Genomic DNA, 25,350 nt, shown 5'->3' on the forward strand with positions numbered 1-25,350 from the left:
GCCGCCTTTTCCTTAGAAAACGGCGCGGTAGTAGATGCCCCAATGATCGGCATCGAAGTTTACCGCCGGGATACCGACACCATCCACTTCATCGATGTCGTAATCGACAATCTGGTAACGGAAGCCTACCCAGCCGTGGCGATAGAGCTGGTAGTTGTATTCGACCAGAAAGCCAATCTCGTCGTCCATCTTGGCTTCCTTGAAGCCAAAGATGTCGGTCTGCTCGTCGACCTCGACCTCACCACCAAAATGCCAGGAAATACCGGCACCCAGCAGATGACGGCCCAGGCGGTAGTAGGGAATGGCCTCCAGGGTATAACGCTTGATGGTGACCTCGTTGTCGGCATCGTCGGCCCAGTTGACGTGGTAACCCAGGTTAGCCCCAAACAGCCAGCGGCTGTCCGGCACTTCGTAGACACCGCCGATACCGAAGTGGTAACGGCCACCGAAACGTACCGAGTCGGTTGTACCGTCGGTAAAGGAAATCTCGGCGATCTTGTCACCACCCGTGGTAAAGCCACCAAACAGGGTAAAGCTGAAGCCGGGATCGGCCTGCCATTTGTCGGCATCGGTTTTCAGGTAGGGGTTGTCGGCCAGGGCCGGGGCAGCAAGCAGGGTGGCCCCCAGGGCCAGCGCGAGACGAGTTTTCATGTAACCCTCCGTGGAGATTTTCTTAATATTTTAAGTAAGCTGCCCCATTTTAAGGCAAGTTGCAATTGAATAACATGTCGCCAACACACCTCCCCTCCAAGGCCAAGCGTAACGGCTTGAGCCTGACCCTGCTGGGTGCCTTGCTTATCCTGGCCGGGCTGGCGGCGCTGGGCCTGGGCTGGCAGGGACCGGGCATGGTGGCGCTGCTGGCGGCCATGGTGGTGCTGCCGCTGGGTATCGGCAAGCTCACCGAGCCGCCCTACTCGCTGTCGCTGACCGCCCAGAGCCTGGTGCTGCACCACAGGCGCGGCGGCTGGAGCCTGAACTGGGCCGACATCCAGCGCATCGACCAGCCCAGCATAGGCGCCGGCTTCATGGCGCGTCCCCTGCCCTTCGTGGGCATTCGCCTCAAGGATCCCGATGCCCTGCTCGGCAGGATCAGCCCCCGGCTGGCGGTGGGCCTGCTGATGGAGACCCGGGGCCTGCTGGTGATGGCGCTGCGCCAGCAGTGCCCGGACGGCCGCTGCCCCAGCGAGGATCTCTTCGAGGATGGCCGTTATCGCAGCCCGTCTGGCCAGGAGTACCAGGGAGTGCTGGCCATGCTGGGACTGCGCATGAAGAAGCTCCACGAGCTGCTGGGCTATGACCTCTTCATTCCCGAGGAACTCACCAACAGCGATGCCGCCGAGGCCGTGGGGCTATTGCGCCGCTACTGGGCGGCGGCCGCACAGCACCAGGGACAGCAACAGCAGAGCTGAGCCGGCCAGGAAGGGCCAGGGCTCGATCTGGCCGTCCCAGATCAGCACATTGACCGCGATACCCGCCGGCACCAGCATGTTGTTCATCACCGCCAGCTGGTTGGCCTGCACCAGGGTGGCGCCGCTGTTCCAGCCCAGGTAGCCCAGGCCGGATGCCACCAGCCCCAGCCACAACAGCACAGTCCAGTGACTGGCCGTCTGGGGCACCTTGCTCCAGTCCGCAAGCCAAACGGCCGCCAGGCCGGTGACCAGCAGGGCCCCCAGGAAGAACCAGCCAAAGCGCAGCGGCACCGCCAGGGAAGAGGCGGCAAAGCGTTGCCGGTACCAGATCTGGCCCAGGGCGAAGCAGGCGTTGGCGGCCTGGATCAGCAGGAAGCCTGTCCAGTAACTTTCCCCCAGTGGCGCCCAGCGGATCACCGCGGCCCCGGCCACCGCCAGCAGCGCCGGCAGCCACAGGCCCCTGGGCCGGCGCCTGGCCCAGAGGTCGGCAAAGAGGCTGACGTAAAGGGGGGTAAAGACGGTGAACAGCAGCAGCTCCGGCACCCTCAGGTAGCCGAAGGCATGGTAGAGGAAGAGGTACATGATGCCGATCTGCACCGCCCCTATGGCCATCAGCTCAACGGCCCGGCGCCAGGCCGTGGCCCTGATAAAGGGCAGGAAGACCAGCAGCGCCAGCGCCATGCGGCTGGCCACGGCCAGGTAGGCGTCCACCTGGCCGGCGAGGTACACGCCGATCAGGCTGAAACTGAAGGCCCAGAGGGCGGTAATGAGCCACAGCAGCGCCATGTCAGCGCCTGGACTGGTACTGCCAGACCGGCATGCCGTCCAGCTCCAGTAATGGCCCGCAACTCATGCCCAGCTTTTCGGCAACGCGGATGGAGCCCTCGTTGTCGGGGTGGATCAGGGCGATGATGTGCTTCAGATCCAGCTCGGTATGGCCGTGCTCCAGCACCACGGCGGCGCCTTCCGTCATCAAGCCCTTGCCCCAGTATGCCCTCAGCAGCCGGTAGCCCAGCTCGGGCAAACCCAGCTCGTCGACATGCTTGATGCCGCAGAAGCCGATCACCTGGCCGGTCTCCTTCAGCTCCACCGCCAGCCGGCCATAGCCGTGCACCTCGTAGTCCCGCAAGGGGGCCTTGATCATCATCTCCCTGGCCTGGTCCAGATCCCTGAGCGGCTGCTGGCCGGTATAGCGGATCACCTCCGGATCCTGGTTCATGGCCAGGAAGGCGGGCAGGTCGTCAAGGGTGAAGGGCCTGAGGATCAGGCGTTCGGTTTCCAGCCGGTAACACATGGGGATCTCCTTCTCGGTTGAGGCACCAGCATAAGGGGGCAGGCACAAAAGAAAAAGGGAGGCATGAGCCTCCCTTTCCCCCTTTACCTGGTCTTAACGCCAGAAGGCGAACCAGGGCCTGTCCTTGGGGCTGTCCTGGATCACCACGTCCACCTCGCTGGTGAGCAGCCGGCCGTCGACCAGATGGTCTACCTCCAGCACCAGCCGCTCGTTGTGCTCGGTGGCCCTGTCCTGGGTCAGCGCCAGCACCAGCTCCTGGGTGCCGGCCTCGCCGTCGGCGAAGCGGACACTGTCGGTCACCAGCTGGATATCGCGCGCATCGGCAAAGCGGTCGTTGCGGCGCTTGCCGTTGTCGCGGCCGTTACCCAGGAAACGCAGCCTGGCGTTGACCACCAGCTCACCGTCGGCACCCTCGATGCGCTCGATGGGGAAGCGCAGCTCGCCGTCGGACTCCGCTACGACCAGGCGCTCGGTGGCAAAGCTGGCCTTGCCCGGCAGCGGCATGGCCAGCTCCAGCAGCACGGGGTCGTGGTCCGAAGAGCTGTAGGGGCCTTCGGACTTGACCAGATCACCTGTGTAGCGGCCGGAGTATTCGAACAGACTGCTCTCCACGGCGTTGATGTGCCAGTCGCCGATGGCCACCACCTTGTCGGCCAGGCCAGGCGTGGCCAGGGCGTGGTCCAGGCTGCCCAGCTCGCCTTCGTAGCTGTAGGAATAGGCCTCGGGCTCGGACAGCTTGATCAGGCCCTGGCCCTGGCTCACCACCTGGGGCTCGGCGTCCAGCACGGCGCCGTCCAGGAAGGTGTTGCCGGCGGTGACGATATCGCGGCTGCCATCGGCCTGGTAGTCGGTCAACACCAGCAGCGGATCTTCCATGGCGTAGGCGTTGAGGTCGCCCAGCACGATGGACTCACCGGCCAGGGCGTTCACCGCCTGGCCCAGGCGCAGGGCCGCGGACACCCGCAGCTCGTTGCAGTGGCCCTGGAGGTCGGCCGGATCCACGTCCGCCTCATGGGGGTAGTCCTCGGCGCAGGAAGAGCCCTTGGACTTGAAGTGGTTGACCACCAGGTTGAAGGTATCGCCGGCGGCCATGCCGCCGCTGATGCGCCTGAAGCCCTGGATCAGGCTGTCGCGCATGCCCTGGTCGATGCCGACGTCCTGGCCGTTCTTGTCCTTCACGGTGGTTACCTGCCTGGGCATGGTCAGGATCCGGGCCTGGCCCTGGAGGGCCACCTTGGCCGGGCGGTACAGCAGGCCAACTGTGATGGCGTCGCTGCCGATGGGGCCGCCATCCGGGCTGGCGACGAAGGCGTAGCGGTCTGCTTCGGCCAGCTCGGCGTTGAGGCTGCCGACCAGGTTGGCGACGGCGGAGTTGTCACCGAAGCCGTTGTTCTCCAGCTCCATCAGGCCGATGATGTCGGCGTCCATGGCCAGCAGGGCATTGACTATCTTGGTGCGCTGCAGCAGGAACTCGGCTTCGCTGCGGGCACCGCGGTTCTGGCCGGTGGGGTTGGCGTCGCCACCCACGGCGGTGGTGAAGAAGTTCAGCACGTTGAAGCTGGCCACGCGCAGATCGCCTTCGGCGTCCAGCACCGGCTCGGCGGTACGGTCATGCTCGCCATGCTCGAAGTCGCCGGCGGTCATCATCAGGGTCGGGATCAGGCGGTACTCGTTGTAGGAGTAGCCCAGCACCCCTTCCATGTTGCGAACCTTGTCGCCGATGCGGATATAGCCCTGGTCGGCGTCGAAGCCCGGAAAGTAAGGCACCACGCCATTGGGGGCGCGCTGGTCGCTGTCGATATAGAGACGGTTCCTGCGGTTGGCCTCGGCCAGGGCCAGAGCCTCCTCGCTCAGGGCCGGGTACAGCTGGGTGGCCTTGTAGTGGGGCTCGCCCAGGCTCAGCACCATGTTGTTGCGGCGGGAGTCGTAGTCGTAGCCGAAGCTGCGGGTCACGGCCATGTCCAGGTTGTCCCAGCGCAGCAGCATGCCCTCATAGCGCTCCAGGGCGTCGTGCAGGGTCTCGCCCTCATCAACGAACAACTGGCCCGCCTCGGGCAGGCTGACCGGGCCGGCCACCACGCCGTAGCCGTCGGCGCTTAGCTGGGTGAAGCCATAGTACTCCTTTACCTTGCCGGTCACACAGACTTCCATGCCGGGCTCGATGTCGGAGGCCGGGGTGGCGCCTGTGTGCACGAACAGGCCATCGGAGGTCAGGGCATTGCCGTCGCCCTGGGCATCCTGGATGAAGAAGCCCTTGTAGAGGCTGGTCATCACCTGGGTGACCACCCCGCGGGTGGCGTAGCTCTCGTCGCTCTGGTAGCGGCCGTTTGGCACCAGGGGTGAACGTGCGCCGTCACCCTGGATGGCGTAGATGGGGGTCAGATCGTCGGGGCACTGGAAAACGGTTGCGCTGCAGGCCGCTTCACCGGCACAACCCAGGCCGTCGAAGCTGTCCTTGGGGAAGGCCTGCCACTGGCTGAAGTCGAAGCTCGCCGCGCCCCGGCTGACGCCGTCCAGGCGGCGCAGGGTCATGTCCTTGGTGGACTTGCCGGCCGCGGTCCAGGCGCTGCCGGGATCCTGGCCGATGACGCCGATGACGTCGACCAGCTCACCGGCCTTATAGAGGCCAATGGCATCGTCGCCATTGTGGCTGATGTTGCTGTTGGTCAGCATGCCGCCGGCCAGGAAGCTGGCGGCGGGGTTGGCGATAACGATTGCCTCACCGGCGGCCAGCTGGCCGGACAGGGTGATGGCGGCGCCATGGCTGCTGCCGTTGGAGAAGCGCTTGAGCTGGTAGCTGGACAGCTCGACGGCGCCGTCGCCCAGGTTGGCGATTTCCACCGCCTTGTTGTTGCTGCTGCCTTCCACGTATTCGGTGAACAGCACATCGGCCAGGGCCGGCTGACAGCACAGGGCCACGGCCATGGCCAGTTGCGTTTTTCTTAGCATTGTTCAAACATCCTGTATGCCCCTGATTTCGAGGCTTTTTGTTAATGGTTATCTATGAAGTTTCCCTAAAGGTGGAAGCCGCCGTTGCCGACGACTTCCGCACCTGGCTGGCGGAGCACGTCCAGGACATGCTCAGGCAGCCCGGTTTTACCGGCGCCCAAGGCTTCGAGCGCCAGGACGGCGACGGCCTGGAGCTGGTGGTGCATTACCAGGTCAAGGACAGGGCCGCCCTGGAACACTACTTCCAGCATGGCGCCGCCCAGATGCGGGGCGACGGCCTCAGGCGCTTCGGCGATCGCTTCCAGGCCAGCAGGCGCATCCTTGTCCCCCTGGAATGATCCGTGCCTTTTTAACGACTTAGTGTGACAACAGGAAGACGCAGCACTGACAACCGCACAAAAAACACCCAGCCGGTACCAGGGACTGGTCGGACCGTGATCCCGATCACATTGGCGATGGCGGTGACGACTGTGTTAGGCTCGGGGCTCAACCCTTATGAAAGAGGTCCACATGACCATCAGCAAAGACAAGGTAGTGAGCATCCACTACACCCTGAAAGATGACGCCGGCCAGGTGCTCGACAGCTCCGACGGCCGCGATCCGCTCGTCTACCTGCACGGCCACGCCAACCTGATCCCGGGCCTGGAAAAGGAGCTGGAAGGTCAGGCAACGGGTGCCAAGCTGGAGGTCACGGTGGCGCCGGAAGAAGGCTACGGTCCCTACCATCAGGAAATGGTCCAGTCCGTACCGCGCAGCGCCTTCCAGGGTGTTGACGAGATCCAGCCCGGCATGCGCTTCACCGCCCAGACCGACGCCGGCCCCCGCTCCGTGGTGGTCACCGAGGTTTCCGAGGAAACCGTCACCGTCGACGGTAACCACCCCCTGGCCGGCCAGCACCTGCACTTCGCCGTGGAAATCGTCGAGATCCGCGACGCCGAGGAAGAAGAGATCGCCCATGGTCACGTCCACGGTCCTGGTGGTCATCACCACTAAGTTCGTCGAAAAGGCCCTCTCGAGGGCCTTTTTTGATGCAGATCAGCAAATACCCCTGAGCTGAATAGGGTTTTTGATTCAGATCAGGCCCGCCATCACGACCAGCCCCTAACCTGACCACAGAGACAAAACCGGCATCCCGGAGGAAAAAATGGACCTGTGGCTGGATCTCCTGTTTGGTAACCCCGTCGGCCTGATGAGCATCATCGGCATCCTGATCACCCTGATCATCATCTGCTATTGCGCCGGCTTCCTGGTCTACAAGGCCACCCACAGCGAAGAAGGCAAGTAGCTCGATTCTTGTACCGCATTGGGCTAATATCAGCCCATGCAAAAGTACATTATCTCACTGATTCTTCTCATAGTTCTGGCGCCGCTGCCGTCCAATGCGGCGCCGGCCCTGTGGCAGGTCGGCTCCCCCCAGGGGCAGTTCCTGCTGTTGGGTTCCATCCACGTCGGCAAGCAGAGCACGGCCGCCGAGCTCGAGGCGATACTGGCCAGGCACCAGGTAGACAAGGTGGTGATGGAGGTCAGCCCCGCCACCATGGACATGGCCAGCATGCAGCAGGCCATGGCCCGCTACGGCCTGCTGCCGCCGGGCCAGTCCCTGGACGGCCAGCTCAGCCCCACCACCTGGACCCTGTTCAAGAACCATAGCCAGGCCGTTGGCCTGCCCTGGCAGGCCATGCAGCAGCAACGGCCCTGGCTGGCGGCCCTCGGCCTGATGCAGCAGGCCCTGCAGCAGCAGGGCTTCCGCCCCGAGCTGGGCACCGAAATGCAGTTGCTGACGCTGCTGGGCGACAGGGACATTGCCGGCCTGGAAAGCCTGGAGCGCCAGTATCGGGCCCTGGCCAGCATCGACCGCTATGCCGACACCATGCTCGAGGAGACCCTAAAGGAGATCGGCCAGCTGGATCAGCAGCTTTCGCCCCTGCTCCAGGCCTGGCACCAGGGCGACATCCAGGCCCTGAAGGGACTCTGCCCCCTGGCCAAGGGCGCGGAGCCGGCGGTCAGGCACCTCCATGAGGAAACCCTGGCCAAGCGCAACCGCGAGTGGCTGCCCAGGCTCAAGGCCCTGGATGGCAAAAATACCCTGGTGGTGGTGGGCATGGCCCATATCATCTGTGAAGACGGCCTGCTGGAGATGTTGCGCGGCCAGCAACTGGAGGTCGAAAGGCTGCAATGAGCGAGCTGCTGCGCCTGGTCAATGAATACCGCCTGCTCTGGTCGGCACCGGCCCAGGCCTGGCAACAGGATTATCCCGGCCTTTACCAGCTGAGCCAGGCCCTGGCCCAGGCGCCGCCGCTCAATGCCCACGGCGAGTTGGACGCCGCCCCCTTCCAAGACGAACTGCCCTGGCTGCCCCGGCTGCAGCGCCTGGCCGCCCTGCCCAGCCCCAGGGCCCAGTCACTGGAACAGAGCCTGCCGCTGTTGCTGGACCAGGGTGCCCGCCCCCTGGTGGAATGGGGCGACAGCGGCGCCGGCCGCTGGTTGGGCCAAGAGCGGCCGTTGATCACCGTCTCGCCCACCTCGCCTGCTCAGCTTGCCGAGCACCAGCTCTGGCACGAAGCGGATCTGGCCGGGCCCGAGGCCCTGCAACCCCTGACCGGCAACAGGGAGCTGCTGGCCCTGGATCTGGGCCTGGGCCAGGCCCAGCACCTGCTCTTCGAAGGCTGCCGGCGCCAGCTGCCGGCCATGGTGCTGGTGCCGACCCGCTTCCACCTCATCGACACCAGCTTCTACGAGCCCCTGGCGGGCGAGCTGCCGGCCCTGGGTGCGGCCAGCCTCAAGCTGCTGTCGCTGCCGCCCGGCCAGGCCGGGCTCAACTGGCACAAGCTGCTGGTGCCCTGGCTGTTCCGCCCGGCCCTGCGCAAGCTGATCCTGGACGATCTGCTCAGCTATGCCCGCCGCCGCGGTTACCAGGCCCAGCTCCAGGCCCTGCCGCCCCTGGCCGGCAGGAGCGCCTACGCCCTGCTGCTGAAGCTGGCCGCCTAGGCCTCGTTCAGGAAGGACCAGGCCAGCGACAGCGCCTGATCGCGATAGGCGTCCGCCTCCACCAGCAGCTCATGCCAGGCCCCTTCGATGATCCGGCCCTGCCCGTCTTGCAGTCCCGCCAGGAAGGCATCCTGACCATCCCTGGCCACTATCCTGTCCTCGCCGGCGATCAACACCAGCACCGGGATCCCTATCTTTGGCGCCAGGGCAATGGCCTCGGCCATGGCGCCAAAGGCGGCGTCCAGCCAGTGGGCCGTGGGAGCGCCCAGCTGGGCCTCGGTATATTCCTCGTACCAGTCCTGGTAATGCTCGAAGCGCACCCTGGAATGGGTCAGGCGGTTGTCCTCGAAGGGCAACCGCGCATAGGCCTTGCCGGTGATCACATAGCCAGGCCGGCCCAGGCGCTGGTGGTGGCGGCTCTGCAGCCGGGTCATGGCCTTGGCCAGCCAGCGGGGAAAGGGATGGGTGTGGATGGCGAACATGGGCGCCGACATCACGCAGCGCTCGAAGGGGTGGCTGTGCCTGGCCAGGTAGAGGGCGGCGATACAGCCGCCCATGGAGTGAGCCAGCAGCCAGTGGCGGCGATAGCCCAGGGGCTTCACCACCTGCTCCATGAACAGCCGGAAGTCGGTGACATAGTGGTCGAAGCTGCGCACATGGCCATGGTTGCCGTCGTGGGACTCCCGTCCCGACAGGCCCTGGCCGCGGTGATCCAGCACCGCCACCGCCAGGCCCCTGCGGCCCAGCTCGAAGATCAGCTCCTGGTACTTGATCACGCTCTCGGTACGGCCGGCACTGATCACCACCAGGGTCTCGGCGCCGGCCGGCTCGAACAGGCGGTAATGAAGGCCAAGGCCGTCGTCGGCCACCAGGGTGCCTTCCCGGCCCTGGCGCCAAAAGGGGTCTATCTCTTTGCGGTAGGCCGAGGCCAGCTCGGCTTCTTTCATCCAGTTCATGGCAATTCCACTGCCCGTGCTTATGCGTCCAGTATGCCAAAACGCAAAAAGGGCAGCCATCAGGCTGCCCTTTTCAATCTGGTCGGAGAGACAGGATTTGAACCTGCGACCCCTACGTCCCGAACGTAGTGCTCTACCAAGCTGAGCTACTCTCCGAATGTGTTCCGGCACGGCATGGCCATGCCAGCTGAAGTCTGGTCGGAGAGACAGGATTTGAACCTGCGACCCCTACGTCCCGAACGTAGTGCTCTACCAAGCTGAGCTACTCTCCGACGTCAGCGCCGTGCATTATAGCCTTTCGGCGTTCCCGTTCAAGCACTGATTGACCAAAACGAAGCCTTTTGCGCAACTTTCGACCTAAGCCTTGAAAATTCCAATAAAAGGCCCCGCACAAGGCGGGGCAAAGTCATGACGTCAGTTTTTTGAACGTGATGTCCGGCAACGGTGGTTAGAGCTTCGCTTTGCCCTTGCCACCCTTGCCAGGCTTACCACCACCGGTGCTGCCACCGGTGCTACCAGTGCAGCCTTGCGCACTGAGATAGTCGTGGGCGGCGACGGCGTTGACCAGGCCGTAGCCGGTGCGGTCGTCACGGCCAGCCACATCCAGATCCACGGCGGTGCTGCTCAGGGCAGAGCGGATCTCGGCGGCGCTACAAGTGGGGTGTTGGCTCCAGACCAGGGCCGCAACGCCGGTGACGTGCGGGGTGGCCATGGAGGTACCGTTGTAGTAGGCGTGCTCGCCGCCCGTGGTGACGGACAGGGAAGCGTTCTCACCCAGGTGACCCAGCAGCTCCAGGCCATCGGCGCGGCTGATGGAGACGGAGGGGATGCTCAGCTCGTTGTCCCAGTCCACCAGGAAGGGGTTCTGCAGACCCGGCTTGGCGGCACGGGAGTAAACCACGGAAGCCACGGCGCCGGCGGTTTGACAGGCCTTGACGGCGTCGATTTCCGGGTAGCTGGAGCCACCCTGGTCGGCCAGGCGCTCGGTGACACAGATCTTGCCGGTCATGTCGCCACAGTTGTAGCTGCCAGCGGAGGTATCACACTGGGCCAGGGCACCTGAGGCCTGGCCGGGCATGGGTACGGGCATGTAGCCGCTGCCCTGGTCTTCGAAGCGGTTGTGGGGGACCACGCCGCGGTCGAACCAGGATTGGCCGCCAACGACCAGATCACCCAGGTGACCGGCACCCATGGGCACGGAAGACAGTATGGCTTCGCCCGGACCGGACACTTCCACCTGGCTGGTGTACTGGCTGAAGTTGGCCCATTCGTGGTTGTTGTCGACGGCGGCCACTGAAACCACGGCGTCGTAGGAGGCCGGGTAGGAGTGGCTGCTGTTGCCGTCGTTACCGGCGGCGGCGATGGCCAGCACGCCCTGGCTGTAGTAGCTGTCGAAGGCGTTACGCTCGGTGCGGCTGGAGCGGCCGCCACCCAGGCTCATGTTGATGACCTTGGCGCCGTTGGCGACACAGGTGTCGACGGCGTTGACCAGGCTGGAGGTGTAGCCCCAACCGTCGGCGTTGAACACCTTGATGATATGCAGGTTGACCTGGCCGTTGGGCAGTACGCCCACCACGCCTTCACCGTTGGCCACGGCGGCGATGGTGCCGGCCACGTGGGTACCGTGGTGGTTCTGATCTTCGTACCAGTTGCCGGTACCGCTGTTGTTGGTGCCAGCCACCTGGTTGGCGGCCAGATCGGTGTGGTCGGCCTGGTAGCCGGAGTCGATGATGCAAACGGTGGTGTTGCCGGCCTGGGCATCGGTCAGCTCAGGGGTGTTGGCGGCAACAGAGGTCAGGCCCCAGGGGCTGGTTTCGGCCATCAGGTGACGCTTGGCGTCTTCCTCGATGTATTCGATGTTGGGGTTGTTCTGGAAACCCTTCAGGGCCTGGGCCGGCAGGGTCACGGCCATGGCGTCGTGCTTTTTCAGATCCAGGGCCACGCTGCCACCGGCGCGCTTCACCAGGCCCTTGGCCTCGGTGGATTTGCCGGGCTTGAACTTGACGATGTAACGATCCTGGCTGGGGGCTGCATTGACGGCCATGGAAACGGCCAGGGCCAGTGCAGAAGAAGTGAACAGGGCTGCTTTGGCCCCTTTTGACCAACGGCTCATAGTGTCCTCCCGAAATGTCATTGTCGTTATGAGTCGGTGTTGTTGTTAACCCGGCTTTTACATCCGGTAGCCGCACTCTACCCGCAGCCAACATAAAAAGGCAAGCACCCGGAAACAAAATATTCACATTTAAGCAATAAGCAATGCCTGCAGGCCGCCTTGCTTAAACGGCTTTTCATATTTATCTCATATAGTTAGATATTCATTCCCGATGTGGCCGGCTGAGCCGTCGCCACAGGCGTTCCATGGGTCCCTGCTCGGACAAGCCGACCAGTAGCGGCGACAGCCTGGCCAGCAGCACCCCATAGCCCAGGGCCAGCAGCAGCAACTGCCAGCGCGCCAGCGGATGCAGCAGCCAGGCACCGTAGGAGAGGCTCGTCATCACCAGGCTCTGCAGCAGGTAATGGCTGAAGGACCAGCGCCCGGCCGCGGCCAGGGCTGGAAGGCGCTGGCCATGGCGGTAGCAAAAACCCAGGTAGCCAAGGGCCTGTATGGGCCCGGCCAGCTCCAAGGTGGTGATCAGCCCATGCTGGTCGCTCGGCTCGGCGCCGCCGTACCAGAGCGCCAGGGCGCCGGGCAGGGTCAGTGCCAGCCCGGCCAGCAGAAACAGTGGCCAGCTCGCGGCCAGTTGCCGCTGCCAATGGGGTCGCTCGGCCAGGGCCGAGCCGAGCAGCATCAGGGCGCCGACCCACCACAGGGTGCTGAAGGGCCAGGCCATGACGGTGAAAAACAGGTATAGGAAGCGGTGCAACAGCTGTTCGCCATAGCCCTGGTCCCGGTACAGCAGCACCAGATCCACGGCCTCTTCCTCGCCACCTGGCAGGGCCATCAGCACGGCGCCCAGGGCCAACGCCAGCGCCAGAGCCCCCAGGCCGGCCCGCAGTCGCCAGAGCACGCTTCGATCCATCAGGTTCAGCACCACCATGGCGGTGAGGCCGTAACTGAGCAGGATGTCCCCTTCCCAGATGAACAGGCCGTGGATCACCCCGAACGCCACCAGCCATTTCAGGCGCCGGAACTGGTACAGGGGCCCACGCGACTTCAGCCACGCCAGGCCCATGCCGAACAACAGGGCAAAGAGGCTGATAAAGCGGTGATCCACCAGCAGCACCTGCAGCCACCAGGCCAGGCCATTGGCCAGTGACGGCGGTCCCTGGAAGAAGGGATCGAAGCGGCCCGCCTCCTGGACGGCGAAGGACTGGATATTGATCAGCAGTATGCCGAAAATGGCCAGACCCCTGGCGCTGTCCATGCGGATGTCGCGGCTCATAGCAGCTCCCTAAGTCGTAACTGGAGGCAAATGATGCAGGATGATGACAAGTTCCTGTTTGAAAAGGAAATGGCCGGCGTAAAACGGATCCGCCAGGAAGACAGGGCCGAACGCCGTCCCGAGCGCCAGGATCCCGCCGCCCTCAAGGCCCGCCGCGCCGCCGCCGAGGCCGAACTGGTGGAAGATGCCAACTTCCTGTCCAGCGAGGCCATGGAACTGGTGGAGCCCCGGGACGTGCTCAGTTACAAGAAGGACGGTGTCCAGGACGGCGTCTTCAAGCAGCTGCGCCAGGGCCGCTACGAGGTGCAGTCGGTGCTGGATCTGCACCGGCTCAGGTTTGTTGAGGCCCGCCAGCAGGTGTTCCAGTTCATCCAGGACGCCCACAAGGCCGGCCTGCGTACCCTGCTGATCCTGCACGGCCGCGGCGAGAATAGCCGCCCCCCTGCCCTGCTCAAGAGCTGTTGCGCCAAGTGGCTCAAGGAGCTGCCGCCGGTGCTCGCCTACCACAGTGCCCAGCGCAACCATGGCGGCACCGGCGCCCTCTACGTGCTGCTGCGCAAGAATGCCCTGCAGAAGCAGGACAACTTCGAACGCCACGCCAAGCGCACCGGCCGCTAGTAGCGACCGGCCAGCTCCTGTGGGGTCAGCAAGGGTCCCGGCTGCAGGCCGGTTCGGTGCTGGTAGATGAGGTTGTAGGCCAGCACGCTCTGCACGTACTGGCGGGTCTCCTTGAAGGGAATGGTCTCCACGAAGGCCTGGGCGTCCACCCCCTTGCCCAGCCAGCGATCCACCCGGTGCGGGCCGGCATTGTAGGCGGCCGCCGCCAGGAAGCGGTTGTTGTCGAAGCGCGCCAGCATCTCCTTGTAGTAACGGCTGCCCAGCTTGACGTTGACCTCGGGCCGGTAGAGCTGGTCGATTTGCAGCTTCATTCCGGCCTTCTTGGCGGTGCGCCTGGCCGTGGCCGGCATCAGCTGCATCAGGCCCATGGCGCCCACATGGGAGCGGGCATGGGGATCCAGGGCGCTCTCCTGGCGGGCCAGGGCCAGCAGCAGGCTCAGCGGCAGCTCGTTGTGCTCGGCCTCGGCCTTGAACTCGGCGGCAAAGGCCACCGGAAAGCGGACCTTGAGCAGATCCCAGCCGTCCCCCCGTATGGCCCCCCACACCGCCAGGTTGTGGTAACCCTCGGCCAGGGCCCAGCTGCCCAGGGCCTGGCGGGCCTGAGAGTCATGGCGACTCAGCAGGTGCTGCCACTCCAGGGAGGCCAGCCGGTGCATGTCCAGCTTCTTGAGCTCGCGGATCCGTGCCAGGGCCGGCTCGGCCAGCAGCTCGGCATCGGGCTGGGCCGGCTCCGCCTCGTTGAAGGCATAGGGCAGGCCCAGCTCCTGAGCAGCCAGGAAGCCGTAGTAGGAGCGGTTGCCGGCGATGGCCTCGAGCCGGCTTCTGGCCAGGGTGGCATCACCGTCGGTCCTGGCCAGCCAGTACTGCCAGCGCTCCTGGTCACGGCTCTCCCGGGACAGCTTGAGGAGCCATTGCCGCACCTGGGCGCTGTCGTTTTCGGCCAGGGCCTTGCGGATGCGCCGCTCCAGCAGATCGTCGAAGCGGTACAGGGTCAGGGCCTGATCCCGCCAGTCGGCGGCCTTGGCGTCGTCGCTGGACATCAGCCTGGGGATCAGCCCCCTGGCCATGGCCTTTTTCTGTGGCCAGCCGAACGCCACATGCTGGCGGGCCTGCATCCAGGTCTGCCAGGCCTTCTGTGGCCGGCGCCTGGCCAGTCGCTCCACCGCCAGCATCACCAACCGGCGCCGGCGGGCCTCATCCCTTAGCCTGGGCCCGCCGTTGGCGGCCTTGTCCGGGCTGCGGAACAGGTTGAGCATGGCCTGGCCGGCGTTGCGATCACGGCCGTGCAGGTAGCGCATCAGGTAGCTCATCAGGCTGCCCTGGCCTTCCTTGAAGGCCGCTTCCATGCGCCGCAGCACCAGCTCCGTGTCCAGGTGCCCGGCCTGGCGCCAGGCCTTGAACAGGGGATCGCAGGCCTTGGGCTGGGAGCGGCCCGACAGCCAGAGTTCCCTGGCGCCTTCCAGGGCCAGGGCCTTGTCCCCCTGGCGCCACTGGGCATGGTAGTAGTGGCACTTGAGTTCGCCGTCACTTGGCACCTGGTCACTCAACGCCAGCAGCTTCTGCCAGGCCCCCTTCTCGGCCTGGGCCTTCTGGTAACGCTCCACCAGGAAGGCGCCCAGGGGGCTGTCCGGGTTGTCGCGCAGGAACTGGCGGATGTCTTCGGGGCTTGCCGTGGCCACCTGGGCCTTGAGCTGGAAGTAGTCTAGGTAGCTGGCCAGGGGGTAGTCGGCCAGTTCGGCTCTGAGCCGCTGGTATCGGGGTTCGTCGCCCCGCTGCTGGGCCTGGCGGGCCTTGAGATAGTCTTCGGCGGGCCCGGCCTGGCTCTGGGAAACAAAAAGTAGACCAGACAGCAGCGCATAAATCCTCAGGCGCATGGTCGTTTCCTTGGTTCAGGAAGCCGCGGTGTCGGAATGCAGCAGCTTCTCCAGTTTCGGTCTGATGATGAGTTGGCAATAGGGTTGTTGCTGGTTGCGATTGTAATAGTCCTGGTGGTGATTCTCGGCCTCGGTGAAGTCCTTGAAGGGCAACAGCTCGGTGACGATGGGGCCGGGATAATGGCCCTTGGCCCTCGCCATGGCCCGCTCGGCGGCCGCCTTCTGATCCGGGGTCCGATAGAGGATGATGGATCTGTACTGGGGTCCCACATCGTTACCCTGGCGGTTGAGGGTGGTGGGATCATGGGCGGCGAAAAACAGGTCCAGCAGGCTGTCCAGATCGGTCTGCCCGCGGTCGAACTGGATTTCCACCACCTCGGCATGACCGGTATCCCCGTGGCAGACCGATTCGTAGCTGGGGTTGGCGGTATGGCCGCCGGCGTAGCCGGAACGCACCGCCTGCACCCCCTTGACTCGCTGGAACACGGCCTCCAGGCACCAAAAGCAGCCGCCTCCCAAGGTGAGAGTCTCCATGCATCCTCCTTTCATCCCTGTCCAAAACGTGACAAACAGTTCTCTTATGGCCCACTTGGGCCGGCTTTGCCAGCCAACTTGGCTGTCGCCACCTTAGCGCGCTTCCCCTTAACGGCCACTGTCGGTGATCCCGGCAAAGCGGCGACTGAACTGATACCCTTGCCACTTCCGCCCCGATGGAGTGAACAAGGTGCTTATCGACAGCCACCTGCATCTGTGGCCGGCCCGCCTGGGTCGTTACCACTGGCGCCGGGCCGATGCCCGCCTGGATCTGCCCTGCCTGCCCCAGAGACTGCGCCTGGAGGCCCCCGGACTGGCCCTGAACGGTGCCATCCATGTCGAGGCCGGCTATGACAACGACAACCCCGGCGCCGAGCTGCATTGGCTCAAGGGACTGCGCACCAGCACTGGCCTGCCGACGGCGGTGGTGGCCGGCGCCGAACTGCGCGACCAGGGCACTCTGGATGAGCTGGCCGAACTGGGGGCCAGGGGCGTGCGCCATATCGTCGAGGATGCAGCCTGGCTGCAAGACCCAAACTGGCGCCTGGGCTTTGCCCGCCTCGGCGAGCTGGGCCTGGGCTTCGACGCCCAGCTGCCCCCTGGGGACTGGCCGGCGCTCAAGGCCCTGGCCGAGCTGTGCGACGCCCATCCTAGTACCAGGGTGATCCTCAACCATGGCGGCTTCGCGCCCCTGGCCGACCAGGGCCAATGGCACCACTGGCAGCAGGCCATGGCGGCCCTGGCGGCCCGGCCCCAGGTGGCGGTCAAGCTGAGCGGCCTGGCCATGATGAAGCCAGACTGGAGCCTGGACGACGGCAGGCGCCTGCTTGACGCCCTGCTGGCGCTGTTCGGCGACGCTCGAGTAATGCTGGGCAGCAACTTCCCGGTGGAGCCGGGGCGCTATGGCGACATCTGGCAACGGCTGCTGGCGCTGGTGGCGACGCAGCCAGAGGTCAGCCGGCAACGGCTGCTGGCCGGCAACGCCCGCCACTGGTACCGCCTGCCCTGAAGGATTTGAGGAAAAGGACACACTTGTGGAAGTTTTCGCCATCCAGGCTAGGCTCTTCCAAGGCCACCATGCAAGGCCACCATGGGACCTGGCCAGACTTCGACGACAAAGGATTGCCATGAACAAGACCCTCTTTGCCTGCCTGCTGGCCGGCCTCAGCGCCCAGGCCGCCAGTGCCGAGCTTTCCTCCACCCTGACCCTGGCCTCAGACTACCTGTTCAACGGCATCAGCCAGACCGGCGAAGATCCGGCCCTGCAGGCCAGCCTGGACGCCACCTTCGACAACGGCCTCTACATCGGCACCTGGGCTTCCAACATCGATCTTGGCGACGACTTCGACCTGGAATGGGACTTCTACGTCGGCTACCGCTGGGATCTGGGCGAGGACCAGGCCCTGGATCTGGGCATCCTTCAGTACAGCTACCCGGGCGAATCCCAGGCCAACTACCCCGAAGCCTATGTGGCCTGGCACCTGCCCACCGGCACCAGGCTGCAGCTGAACTACAGTCCCGATTATTTTGGCGACTTCGGCCACCACTACTTCGCCACTGTGGAACAAAGCTGGCAGCTGGAGCGGGGCTTCGGCCTGGTGGCCAGCATCACCCACAGCCAGGCCCTGTCCGGCAAGGGCGATAATATCTGGTTCGGCAAGGACCACTACCAGAACTGGCGCCTGGGCCTGACCCAGTCCTGGGCCGGCTTCGACATGGAGCTGTCCTGGCAGGACACCAGCATTGATGACGTGCCGGAAGCCGAAGGCCGCCTCTACTTCCAGGTGGCCCGCACCTTCAACTTCTGAGCAATCGGGCGCCATGAGGCGTCCTTAATTTAGCCTTTATCGACGGATCCCGGTCGTTCACCGAAGAGTCACTTTTCCCTGACATTGGTAAGGAATAAAGTGGGTGAGTCCTCCCTTAGCCTGGCCTCTACACCAAGGGGTTAGTGTTAAGACCTCTTGGCTGCCCGGAATTGGCAGCCATTTTTTTTGCCGGTTGACAGCCCCGGTCAAAGCGGTCATGTTGAAAGCCATGAACGACATCAGCGCCGCCATCTTCAACCTCGCCCCCCTGGCCAGCCATGAGCCGGCCGGCGCGCTGCTGCCTGCTTCCCTGCTACTGCTTGCCCTTCTCCTTCTTCGCCAAAGGAGCGGGCCGTCGTGGGCGTACAGGGGACCAGCAGACTAAGAGTCCCAGGAACCAAGCCAACGAACCCGCTCCCTCTGGAGCGGGTTTTTTTATGTCTTTTGCCCAAGGAGAACGCCATGACCAAGCCGGAAGACCCCAACAGGGTCGTCATCTTCGACACCACCCTGCGCGACGGGGAGCAGTCCCCGGGCTGCTCCATGACCCTGGCCCAGAAGCTGAAGCTGGCCGGGGCCCTGGCCGAGCTTGGCGTGGACGTCATCGAAGCCGGCTTCGCCGCCGCCAGCCCGGACGACTTCGAAGCAGTCAAGGCCATCGCCGACAGCATCCAGGGCCCCGCCATCTGCGCCCTGGCCCGCTGCCATGACGGCGATATCGACCAGGCCGGCCGCGCCCTGGCCGGTGCCGAAAGAAGGCGCATCCATGTGTTCATCGCCACCAGCCCCTGCCACCGCGAACACAAGTTGAAGCTGGACAAGGAGCAGATCATCGCCCGGGCGGTGGCCGGGATCCGCCGGGCCCGGACCTGGACCGACGACGTGGAGTTCTCCGCCGAGGACGCCCTGCGCACCGAGCCGGAGTTCCTGGCCCAGGTGGTGGAGGCGGCCATCGATGCCGGTGCCAGCACCGTCAACATCCCCGATACCGTCGGCTATACCAGTCCCACGGAAATGGCCGAGCGCATCCGCTACCTGAAACTCCATGTGGCCAACATCGACAAGGCGGTGATCTCCGCCCACTGCCACAACGATCTGGGCATGGCCGTGGCCAACAGCCTGGCGGCGGTGGCGGCCGGGGCCCGCCAGGTGGAGTGCACCCTGACCGGCATCGGCGAGCGGGCCGGCAATGCCGCCCTGGAGGAAGTGGTGATGGCCCTGAAGACCCGGGCCGACCATTACGGCTGCCACACCGGCATCAACAGCCGCCGGCTGCTGCCCGCCTGCCGGCAGCTGGCCAGCGTCATCGGCCAGGCCATCCCCCGCAACAAGGCCATAGTGGGCGACAACGCCTTCGCCCACGAGTCCGGCATCCACCAGCACGGCATGCTCCAGAGCCGCGACACCTACGAGATCATGGATCCCGCCGACATCGGCCTGGTCCGCTCAGAGCTGGTACTGGGCAAGCACTCCGGCCGCCATGCCCTGGCCGACCGCCTGCGCGCCCTGGGCCACAGCCCGGATGCCGCCCGGCTGGACGAGTTGTTCGCCCGCTTCAAGGCCCTGGCCGACAGAAAAAGGCAGATCTACGACGCCGACATCGAGGCGCTGCTGGCCGGCCAGGAACAGGACCAGGGCCCCTGGCAGCTGGCGCGGCTGCAGATCCAGTCCGGCATCAACCCGGCCATGGCCTCGGCAGCGGTGATCCTGGTCGGCCCCGACGGCCGTCACCACTGTGAGGCCGCCACCGGCGACGGCCCGGTGGACGCCGCCTTCAAGGCCATAGAACGGGCCACCGCCATCACCGTCGACCTGCAGCGCTTCAGCATCCGCGCCCTCACCGGCGGCGAGGACGCCCAGGGCGAGGCCCACATCCAGGCCGATATCGACGGCCGCAGCTACGGCGGCAGCGCCACCGACACCGACATCATCGCCGCCAGCGCCCAGGCCTTCATGACCATCATCAACGCCATCGCCCGCCGCCAGCCCAGCCTGGCCAAGGCCGGATAAGGAGAGACCATGCCCCAGTCCCTGTTCGACAAGATCTGGCAGCGCCACCAGATCCAGGCCGAAAGCCCAGAGCAGCCGGCGCTGATCTACGTCGACCTGCACCTGATCCACGAGGTCACCAGCCCCCAGGCCTTCGCCGAGCTGCGCCGCCGCGGCCTCAAGGTGCGCCGGCCGGAGCGCACCCTGGCCACCCTGGATCACAGTACCCCCACCACGGCCCCGGACGCCCAGGGCCAGCGCTTCTTCGCCAGCGAGGCGGCCTGGCAGCAGGTGCAGACCCTGCAGGACAACTGCCGCCGCCACGGCATCACGGTGCACGGTTTCGACAGCCCCCACCGCGGCATAGTCCACGTCATGGGCCCGGAGCTGGGCGCCACCCAGCCCGGCATGACCATAGTGTGCGGCGACTCCCACACCGCCACCCACGGCGCCTTCGGAGCCCTGGCCTTCGGCATCGGCACCACAGAGGTAGGCCATGTGCTGGCCAGCCAGTGCCTGCTGCAGCGCAAGCCCAGGTCCATGCGCATCTGGGTGGACGGCAAGCTTACCGAGGGCGTCAGCGCCAAGGATCTGATCCTGCACATCATCGGCCGCATCGGCATGGAAGGGGGCACCGGCCACGTCATCGAATACGCCGGCCCCGCCATCCAGGCCCTGGACATGGAGGAGCGCATGACGGTCTGCAACATGTCCATCGAGGCCGGCGCCCGGGCCGGCATGATAGCCCCGGACCAGACCACCATCGACTGGCTGCGGGGCCGGCCCATGGCCCCCAGGGGCCAGGCCTTCGAGGCCGCCGCCCGGGACTGGCTGAGCCTGGCCAGCGACGCCGGCGCCCGCTTCGACAGGGAAGTCCACATCGACGCCGGCGCCGTCCGCCCCACGGTCAGCTACGGCACCCACCCGGCCATGGTGATCCCGGTCACCGAGGCCGTGCCCGAGCCCAGGGACGCCCTGGAGCACAAGGCCCTGGACTACATGGGGCTGAAACCCGGCCAGTCCCTGGCCGCTGAGCGGGTCGACCTGATCTTCATCGGCTCCTGCACCAACGGCCGCCTCGGCGATCTGCGCGCCGCCGCCGCCGTGCTCAGGGGCAGGAAAATAGCCAAGGGGGTGCAGATGCTGGTGGTGCCGGGCTCGGAGCTGGTGAAACGCCAGGCCGAGGCCGAGGGACTGGACGACATCTTCATCGCCGCCGGCGCCCAGTGGCGCGAGCCCGGCTGCAGCCTGTGCATCGCCATGAACGGCGATCTGGCCGGGCCCGGCCAGCTGGTGGTGTCCACCTCCAACCGCAACTTCGAGGGCCGCCAGGGCCTGGGCAGCCGGACCGTGCTGGCCAGCCCGGCCATGGCCGCCGCCTGCGCCGTCACCGGCACCATCGCCCACACCGAGCAGCAGATGAGGGAGAGCGCCTGATGCAACCCATTAAGCAGATCCACGACCAGATCCTGGTGTTGCCAGAACGCAACATCGACACCGATCAGATCATCCCGGCCCGTTTCCTGACCACCACCGCCCGCCAGGGCCTGGGCCGCCACGCCTTCGCCGACTGGCGCTTCCAGGCCGACGGCCGCGAAAGGCCCCGCCATCCCTTCCAGCAGGGCGGGCGGATCCTGGTGGCCGGCGACAACTTCGGCTGCGGCTCCTCCCGGGAACACGCCCCCTGGGCCCTGCTCGATTTCGGCTTCAAGGCGGTGATCTCCAGCCGCATCGCCGACATCTTCAAGGCCAATGCCCTCAAGAACGGCCTGGTGGCCATAGAAGTGGACGAGATGAGCCACCGGCTGCTGCTGGGCGCCACCGGCCAGGCCCTGACCATCGACCTGGCCAGCCAGCAGCTGCGCCTGGGCGACCGGCTCATTGACTTCGCGCTGGACCCCTTCAGCCGGCTGTGCCTGATGCAGGGCCAGGACCAGCTGGGCTTTATCCTCGGCCAAGGTGACGCCATCGCCGCCTTCGAGGCCGGGAGGCCGGCATGAAGGCCCGGATCCTGCTGCTGCCCGGCGACGGCATAGGCCCGGAGATCGTCGCCTCGGCACAAGCGGCGCTCAGCGCCATCGCCAAGCGCTTCGGCCATGACTTCGCCTTTGCCGAGGCACCCATAGGCGGCGCCGCCTTGGATCAGGGCCTGGCGCCCCTGCCCGACGACACCCTGGCCCGCTGCCGGGCGGCGGACGCCATCCTGCTCGGCGCCGTGGGCGGCCCCAAATGGGACGACAAGGCCCCGGGACAGCGGCCGGAAAACGGCCTGCTGGCCCTGCGCCAGGGCCTGGGGCTGTTCGCCAACCTGAGGCCCATCCAGCCCCACCCGGCGCTTTCGGCGGCCAGCCCCATCAAGGCCGAGCTGCTGGAGGGGGTCGACATCCTGGTGGTGCGGGAGCTGACCGGCGGCATCTATTTCGGTGAGCGTGAAGAAGGAACAGAGCAGGCCAGTGATCTGTGCCGCTACAGCAGCACCGAGGTGGCGCGGGTGGTGCGAAAGGCCGCCGAACTGGCCCGGGGCCGCCGCGGCCGCCTGACCCAGGTCGACAAGGCCAATGTGCTGGCCACCTCCAGGCTGTGGCGCCGGGTCAGCGACCAGGTGCTGGCCGACTACCCGGAACTGGACACCGAACACCTGCTGGTGGATGCCGCCGCCATGCACCTCATCTCGAGGCCAAGGGATTTTGATGTCCTGGTCACCGAAAACCTCTTTGGCGATATCCTCACCGACGAGGCGGCCATGCTGTGCGGCTCCCTGGGCATGCTGCCCTCGGCGTCCCTGGGGGAAGGCACCCTGGGCCTGTACGAGCCCGCCCACGGCTCGGCGCCGACACTGGCCGGCCAGGATCTCGCCAACCCCATGGCCACCCTGCTGTCGGCAGCCCTGCTGCTGCGCCATTCCCTGGCTCTGGAGGCGGAGGCCTCGGCCCTGGAGCAGGCGGTCTGGGCCTGCGTCGAGGCCGGTCAGGTGACGGCGGATCTGGGCGGGCAGCTGGGCACTGGCGCGGTCACCGAAGCCATACTGGCGCGGCTCTGAAAAAGGCCCCGAACGGGGCCTTTAGTATTCCAAAGCAGAATACACATATTCCAAATTGGAATTAAAAATCAAAATTTTTAAATAAAAAGGCATTTTTTGGCCCCCTAAAGATGTTTACGCCTTGTTAAAAGTCGGCCAAAGGGGTAACAATGCAGGCCTCTCTCCCTCCAGTCCTTGCCCCGGTAAGGACACCGGACTCCCTGCCAGGATGGCATTGACACAATAACAAACACCGGTTTTTTTTGGAGGACACATGTTCCAGAACACATTCCGCCTGTCCCTGGTGGCAGCGGCCTGCAGCGCCTTGCTGGCCTGTAACAGCGAAAACAACAACGTCGAGGCCCCCGCTGCCGAGGTGCCGCCGCCGAGCCAGAGCATCCAGGCCACCGCCCTGGGCCAGCAGACCGCGCCCATCTACACCGGCCAGCTGATCGTCAAGTATCAGGGCCAAAAGGGTGAAGGCGCCCCGGGCGACAAGGCCCTGGCCGCCATGGAAGCCAGGCTGATGGACAAGGCCAGCGCCGCCGGCCTGAACCTGTCCAAGGTGCGCTCCCTGACCAAGCAGATCCAGCTCTACAAACTGGAGAACCGTGACGACGTTCACAAGGCCGTCAAGGCCCTGAGCGACGCCGAAGGCGTGGCCTACGTCGAAGCCGATCGCTGGATGCGGCCGATGATGCCCCCCAACGATCCCCAGTACAACAGCCAGTGGCATTACTTCGGCGCCACCGGCATGAACGTCGACAACGCCTGGGACAGCGCCAACGGCGCCGGCGTGGTGGTGTCCGTCATCGACAGCGGTATCCGCCCCAACCACCCGGATCTGGCTAACCAGCTGCTGCCCGGCTACGACTTCATTTCCCACAGCTGGATCGCCAACGACGGTGACGGTCGCGACAACGACCCGACCGACGCCGGCGACTACCTGCGCGCCGGCGAGTGCGAGCAGTTCTACGGCCAGTACTACCCCCAGCGTGACACCCCGGCCTCCTGGCACGGCTCCCACGTGGCCGGCACCATCGCCGCCGAGACCAACAACAACGTCGGCGTAGCCGGTGTCGCCCATGGCGCCCGCGTCTTCGCGGCCCGGGCCCTGGGCCGTTGCGGCGGCTCCACCGCCGACATCGTCGACGCCATCCGCTGGTCCGCCGGCCTGGCCGTGGCCGGCACCCCGGCCAACGCCAACCCCGCCGACGTCATCAACATGAGCCTGGGTGGCGGCGGCGCCTGTGGCGCGGCCTACCAGGACGCCATCAACGACGCCGTCAACGCCGGTGCCGTGGTGGTGGTGGCTGCCGGCAACGACAACACCAATGTCTCCAACGCCAGCCCCGCCAACTGTAACAACGTCATCTCCGTGGCCTCCACCGGCCGCGACGGCAACCGCAGCTGGTTCTCCAACTACGGCAACCTGATCGACATCGCCGCCCCGGGCGGCAGCGGTGACGGCGTCGCCGCCAACGACATCTACTCCACCGTCAACAGCGGCCAGTACGCCGAAGGCAACGAAAGCTACGGCACCATGGCCGGCACCTCCATGGCTGCCCCCCATGTGGCCGGCGTGGCGGCCCTGATGAAGGGCGTCAACGATCAGCTGACCCCGGCCCAGATCGAGCAGATGATCAAGGACAGCGCCCGTGCCTTCACCAGCACCGACTGCACCACCGCCAACTGCGGCGAAGGTCACCTGGATGCGGCCGCCGCCGTGGCCCTGGCCCAGGGTGGTAACGGTACCGATCCCGGCACCGAGCCCGGCGGCGACGTGCTGAGCGACGGCAGCGTGGTCAGCGGCATCGCCCTGGCCAAGGGCGAGAAGCGCGTCTTCACCATCGAGGTGCCCGCCAACGCCCAGAACCTGAGCCTGAACCTGGCCGGCCCCAACGGCGACGCCGATCTCTGGGTCAAGGCCGGTAGCGAGCCGAGCTCCTCTTCCGACGCCACCTGGAAGAGCCAGGGCTACAACTCCAACGAGTCCGTGGCCATCAGCACCCCGGCCGCCGGCACCTACTATGTGGTTGTCTACGCCTACGGCGCCTTCGACTCCGCCAGCCTCACCGCCGGCCTGACCGTCTCCGAGCCCAGCAGCGGCGGCGAGTCCGTGTTTGAGAACACCAACGACGTCACCATCACCGACAACGCCACCGCCAGCTCCACCATCAACGTGGACAGGGCCGGCGACTCCGGCACCGTGCTGGTGAGCGTGGACATCAAGCACAGCTACCGCGGCGACCTGCGCATCAAGGTGTTCACCCCCACCGGTGCCAGCGCCACCCTGCAGGAGCCGTCCAACGACTCCGCCGACAACATCAACAAGACCTGGAGCCTGGATGCCGGCACCATTCCCGCCGCCGGCGAATGGCGCCTGACCGTGGAAGACGTGTACTCCGGTGACACCGGCTACATCGATTCCTGGAAGCTGGAATTCCAGAACTAAGTCCAAACTCCCTATGGACGAGGCGCGCCGACAGGCGCGCCTTTTTTATGGTCGATACTCTAGTCAGGTATCCC

Annotated in this window: 23 protein-coding genes and 2 tRNA genes; 14 read left to right on the plus strand and 11 right to left on the minus strand. The window is 65.6% G+C overall.

Going from position 1 to position 25,350, the window contains the following annotated elements:
- Positions 1 to 12: 12 nt before the first annotated feature.
- Positions 13 to 651, minus strand: coding sequence for a hypothetical protein (locus WDB71_RS11555; protein WP_341501740.1), 639 nt, complete (start codon positions 649 to 651; stop codon positions 13 to 15).
- A gap of 74 nt (positions 652 to 725) precedes the next feature.
- On the opposite strand from WDB71_RS11555, the gene WDB71_RS11560 reads away from it, so the two are divergent.
- Positions 726 to 1,409, plus strand: a complete 684-nt coding sequence (locus tag WDB71_RS11560; protein ID WP_341501741.1) for a DUF2982 domain-containing protein — start codon at positions 726 to 728, stop codon at positions 1,407 to 1,409.
- On the opposite strand, the gene WDB71_RS11565 is transcribed toward WDB71_RS11560, so the two are convergent.
- The 3 genes from WDB71_RS11565 to WDB71_RS11575 all read right to left on the minus strand — a co-directional run bounded on the left by WDB71_RS11565 (position 1,350) and on the right by WDB71_RS11575 (position 5,652).
- Positions 1,350 to 2,195, minus strand: a complete 846-nt coding sequence (locus WDB71_RS11565; protein ID WP_341501742.1) for an EamA family transporter — start codon at positions 2,193 to 2,195, stop codon at positions 1,350 to 1,352. The genes WDB71_RS11560 and WDB71_RS11565 overlap by 60 nt on opposite strands.
- Position 2,196: 1 nt before the next feature.
- Positions 2,197 to 2,703, minus strand: a complete 507-nt coding sequence (locus tag WDB71_RS11570; protein WP_341501743.1) for a GNAT family N-acetyltransferase — start codon at positions 2,701 to 2,703, stop codon at positions 2,197 to 2,199.
- Positions 2,704 to 2,796: 93 nt separating this feature from the next.
- Entirely contained in the window at positions 2,797 to 5,652 is a 2,856-nt protein-coding gene (locus tag WDB71_RS11575; protein WP_341501744.1) for an ExeM/NucH family extracellular endonuclease, read from the minus strand.
- Positions 5,653 to 5,696: 44 nt separating this feature from the next.
- Between WDB71_RS11575 and WDB71_RS11580 the strand changes: the two genes are divergently transcribed.
- From WDB71_RS11580 to WDB71_RS11600, 5 genes are all read left to right on the plus strand, one after another.
- Positions 5,697 to 5,990: a DUF4286 family protein gene (locus tag WDB71_RS11580; RefSeq protein WP_341501745.1), complete on the plus strand. Its 294-nt coding sequence runs from the start codon at positions 5,697 to 5,699 to the stop codon at positions 5,988 to 5,990.
- 172 nt (positions 5,991 to 6,162) lie between these two features.
- Entirely contained in the window at positions 6,163 to 6,645 is a 483-nt protein-coding gene (gene slyD / locus WDB71_RS11585) for a peptidylprolyl isomerase (RefSeq protein ID WP_341501746.1), read from the plus strand.
- Positions 6,646 to 6,796: 151 nt separating this feature from the next.
- A complete protein-coding gene (locus tag WDB71_RS11590; RefSeq protein WP_341501747.1) occupies positions 6,797 to 6,937 on the plus strand; it encodes a DUF3149 domain-containing protein in 141 nt (46 codons plus the stop codon).
- 36 nt (positions 6,938 to 6,973) lie between these two features.
- Complete coding sequence (locus WDB71_RS11595; RefSeq protein ID WP_341501748.1) at positions 6,974 to 7,831, plus strand: TraB/GumN family protein; 858 nt, start codon at positions 6,974 to 6,976, stop codon at positions 7,829 to 7,831.
- A complete protein-coding gene (locus WDB71_RS11600) occupies positions 7,828 to 8,640 on the plus strand; it encodes a hypothetical protein (RefSeq protein WP_341501749.1) in 813 nt (270 codons plus the stop codon). Before WDB71_RS11595 ends, WDB71_RS11600 begins: the two co-directional genes overlap by 4 nt.
- Here WDB71_RS11600 and WDB71_RS11605 read toward each other — a convergent pair.
- The 5 genes from WDB71_RS11605 to WDB71_RS11625 all read right to left on the minus strand — a co-directional run bounded on the left by WDB71_RS11605 (position 8,637) and on the right by WDB71_RS11625 (position 12,979).
- Positions 8,637 to 9,596: an alpha/beta fold hydrolase gene (locus WDB71_RS11605; RefSeq protein WP_341501750.1), complete on the minus strand. Its 960-nt coding sequence runs from the start codon at positions 9,594 to 9,596 to the stop codon at positions 8,637 to 8,639. The two genes, WDB71_RS11600 and WDB71_RS11605, sit on opposite strands and share 4 nt — an antisense overlap.
- A 79-nt stretch (positions 9,597 to 9,675) precedes the next feature.
- A tRNA-Pro gene (locus tag WDB71_RS11610) sits at positions 9,676 to 9,752 on the minus strand.
- Positions 9,753 to 9,791: 39 nt separating this feature from the next.
- Positions 9,792 to 9,868 (minus strand) — tRNA-Pro (locus WDB71_RS11615).
- Between the two features lie 176 nt (positions 9,869 to 10,044).
- Complete coding sequence (locus WDB71_RS11620) at positions 10,045 to 11,709, minus strand: S8 family serine peptidase (protein ID WP_341501751.1); 1,665 nt, start codon at positions 11,707 to 11,709, stop codon at positions 10,045 to 10,047.
- A 202-nt stretch (positions 11,710 to 11,911) separates the two neighbouring features.
- Positions 11,912 to 12,979: a DUF418 domain-containing protein gene (locus WDB71_RS11625; protein ID WP_341501752.1), complete on the minus strand. Its 1,068-nt coding sequence runs from the start codon at positions 12,977 to 12,979 to the stop codon at positions 11,912 to 11,914.
- A gap of 30 nt (positions 12,980 to 13,009) precedes the next feature.
- Here WDB71_RS11625 and smrA point away from each other — a divergent pair, with 30 nt between their 5' ends.
- Complete coding sequence (smrA, locus tag WDB71_RS11630) at positions 13,010 to 13,597, plus strand: DNA endonuclease SmrA (RefSeq protein WP_341501753.1); 588 nt, start codon at positions 13,010 to 13,012, stop codon at positions 13,595 to 13,597.
- Here the strand turns inward: smrA and WDB71_RS11635 are convergent.
- Together WDB71_RS11635 and msrA are read right to left on the minus strand one after the other, a co-directional pair.
- Entirely contained in the window at positions 13,594 to 15,471 is a 1,878-nt protein-coding gene (locus WDB71_RS11635; protein ID WP_341501754.1) for a transglycosylase SLT domain-containing protein, read from the minus strand. The two genes, smrA and WDB71_RS11635, sit on opposite strands and share 4 nt — an antisense overlap.
- Positions 15,472 to 15,486: 15 nt before the next feature.
- Entirely contained in the window at positions 15,487 to 16,005 is a 519-nt protein-coding gene (msrA, locus tag WDB71_RS11640; RefSeq protein WP_341501755.1) for a peptide-methionine (S)-S-oxide reductase MsrA, read from the minus strand.
- Positions 16,006 to 16,195: 190 nt separating this feature from the next.
- Here msrA and WDB71_RS11645 point away from each other — a divergent pair, with 190 nt between their 5' ends.
- From WDB71_RS11645 to WDB71_RS11675, 7 genes are all read left to right on the plus strand, one after another.
- Complete coding sequence (locus WDB71_RS11645) at positions 16,196 to 17,014, plus strand: amidohydrolase family protein (protein WP_341501756.1); 819 nt, start codon at positions 16,196 to 16,198, stop codon at positions 17,012 to 17,014.
- A 118-nt stretch (positions 17,015 to 17,132) separates the two neighbouring features.
- Positions 17,133 to 17,813 carry a TorF family putative porin gene (locus WDB71_RS11650; protein ID WP_341501757.1) on the plus strand — a complete coding sequence of 227 codons (681 nt, stop codon included), beginning with the start codon at positions 17,133 to 17,135 and terminating at the stop codon, positions 17,811 to 17,813.
- Between the two features lie 462 nt (positions 17,814 to 18,275).
- Positions 18,276 to 19,823 carry a 2-isopropylmalate synthase gene (locus tag WDB71_RS11655; RefSeq protein WP_341501758.1) on the plus strand — a complete coding sequence of 516 codons (1,548 nt, stop codon included), beginning with the start codon at positions 18,276 to 18,278 and terminating at the stop codon, positions 19,821 to 19,823.
- 9 nt (positions 19,824 to 19,832) lie between these two features.
- A complete protein-coding gene (leuC, locus tag WDB71_RS11660; RefSeq protein ID WP_341501759.1) occupies positions 19,833 to 21,239 on the plus strand; it encodes a 3-isopropylmalate dehydratase large subunit in 1,407 nt (468 codons plus the stop codon).
- A complete protein-coding gene (gene leuD, locus WDB71_RS11665; protein WP_341501760.1) occupies positions 21,239 to 21,802 on the plus strand; it encodes a 3-isopropylmalate dehydratase small subunit in 564 nt (187 codons plus the stop codon). The genes leuC and leuD overlap by 1 nt, the downstream gene beginning before the upstream one ends.
- Complete coding sequence (leuB, locus tag WDB71_RS11670; RefSeq protein ID WP_341501761.1) at positions 21,799 to 22,842, plus strand: 3-isopropylmalate dehydrogenase; 1,044 nt, start codon at positions 21,799 to 21,801, stop codon at positions 22,840 to 22,842. Before leuD ends, leuB begins: the two co-directional genes overlap by 4 nt.
- A gap of 253 nt (positions 22,843 to 23,095) precedes the next feature.
- A complete protein-coding gene (locus WDB71_RS11675; protein ID WP_341501762.1) occupies positions 23,096 to 25,276 on the plus strand; it encodes a S8 family serine peptidase in 2,181 nt (726 codons plus the stop codon).
- Positions 25,277 to 25,350: the final 74 nt, after the last annotated feature.

The sequence above is a fragment of the Gallaecimonas sp. GXIMD4217 genome (assembly GCF_038087665.1).
Lineage (GTDB): Bacteria > Pseudomonadota > Gammaproteobacteria > Enterobacterales > Gallaecimonadaceae > Gallaecimonas.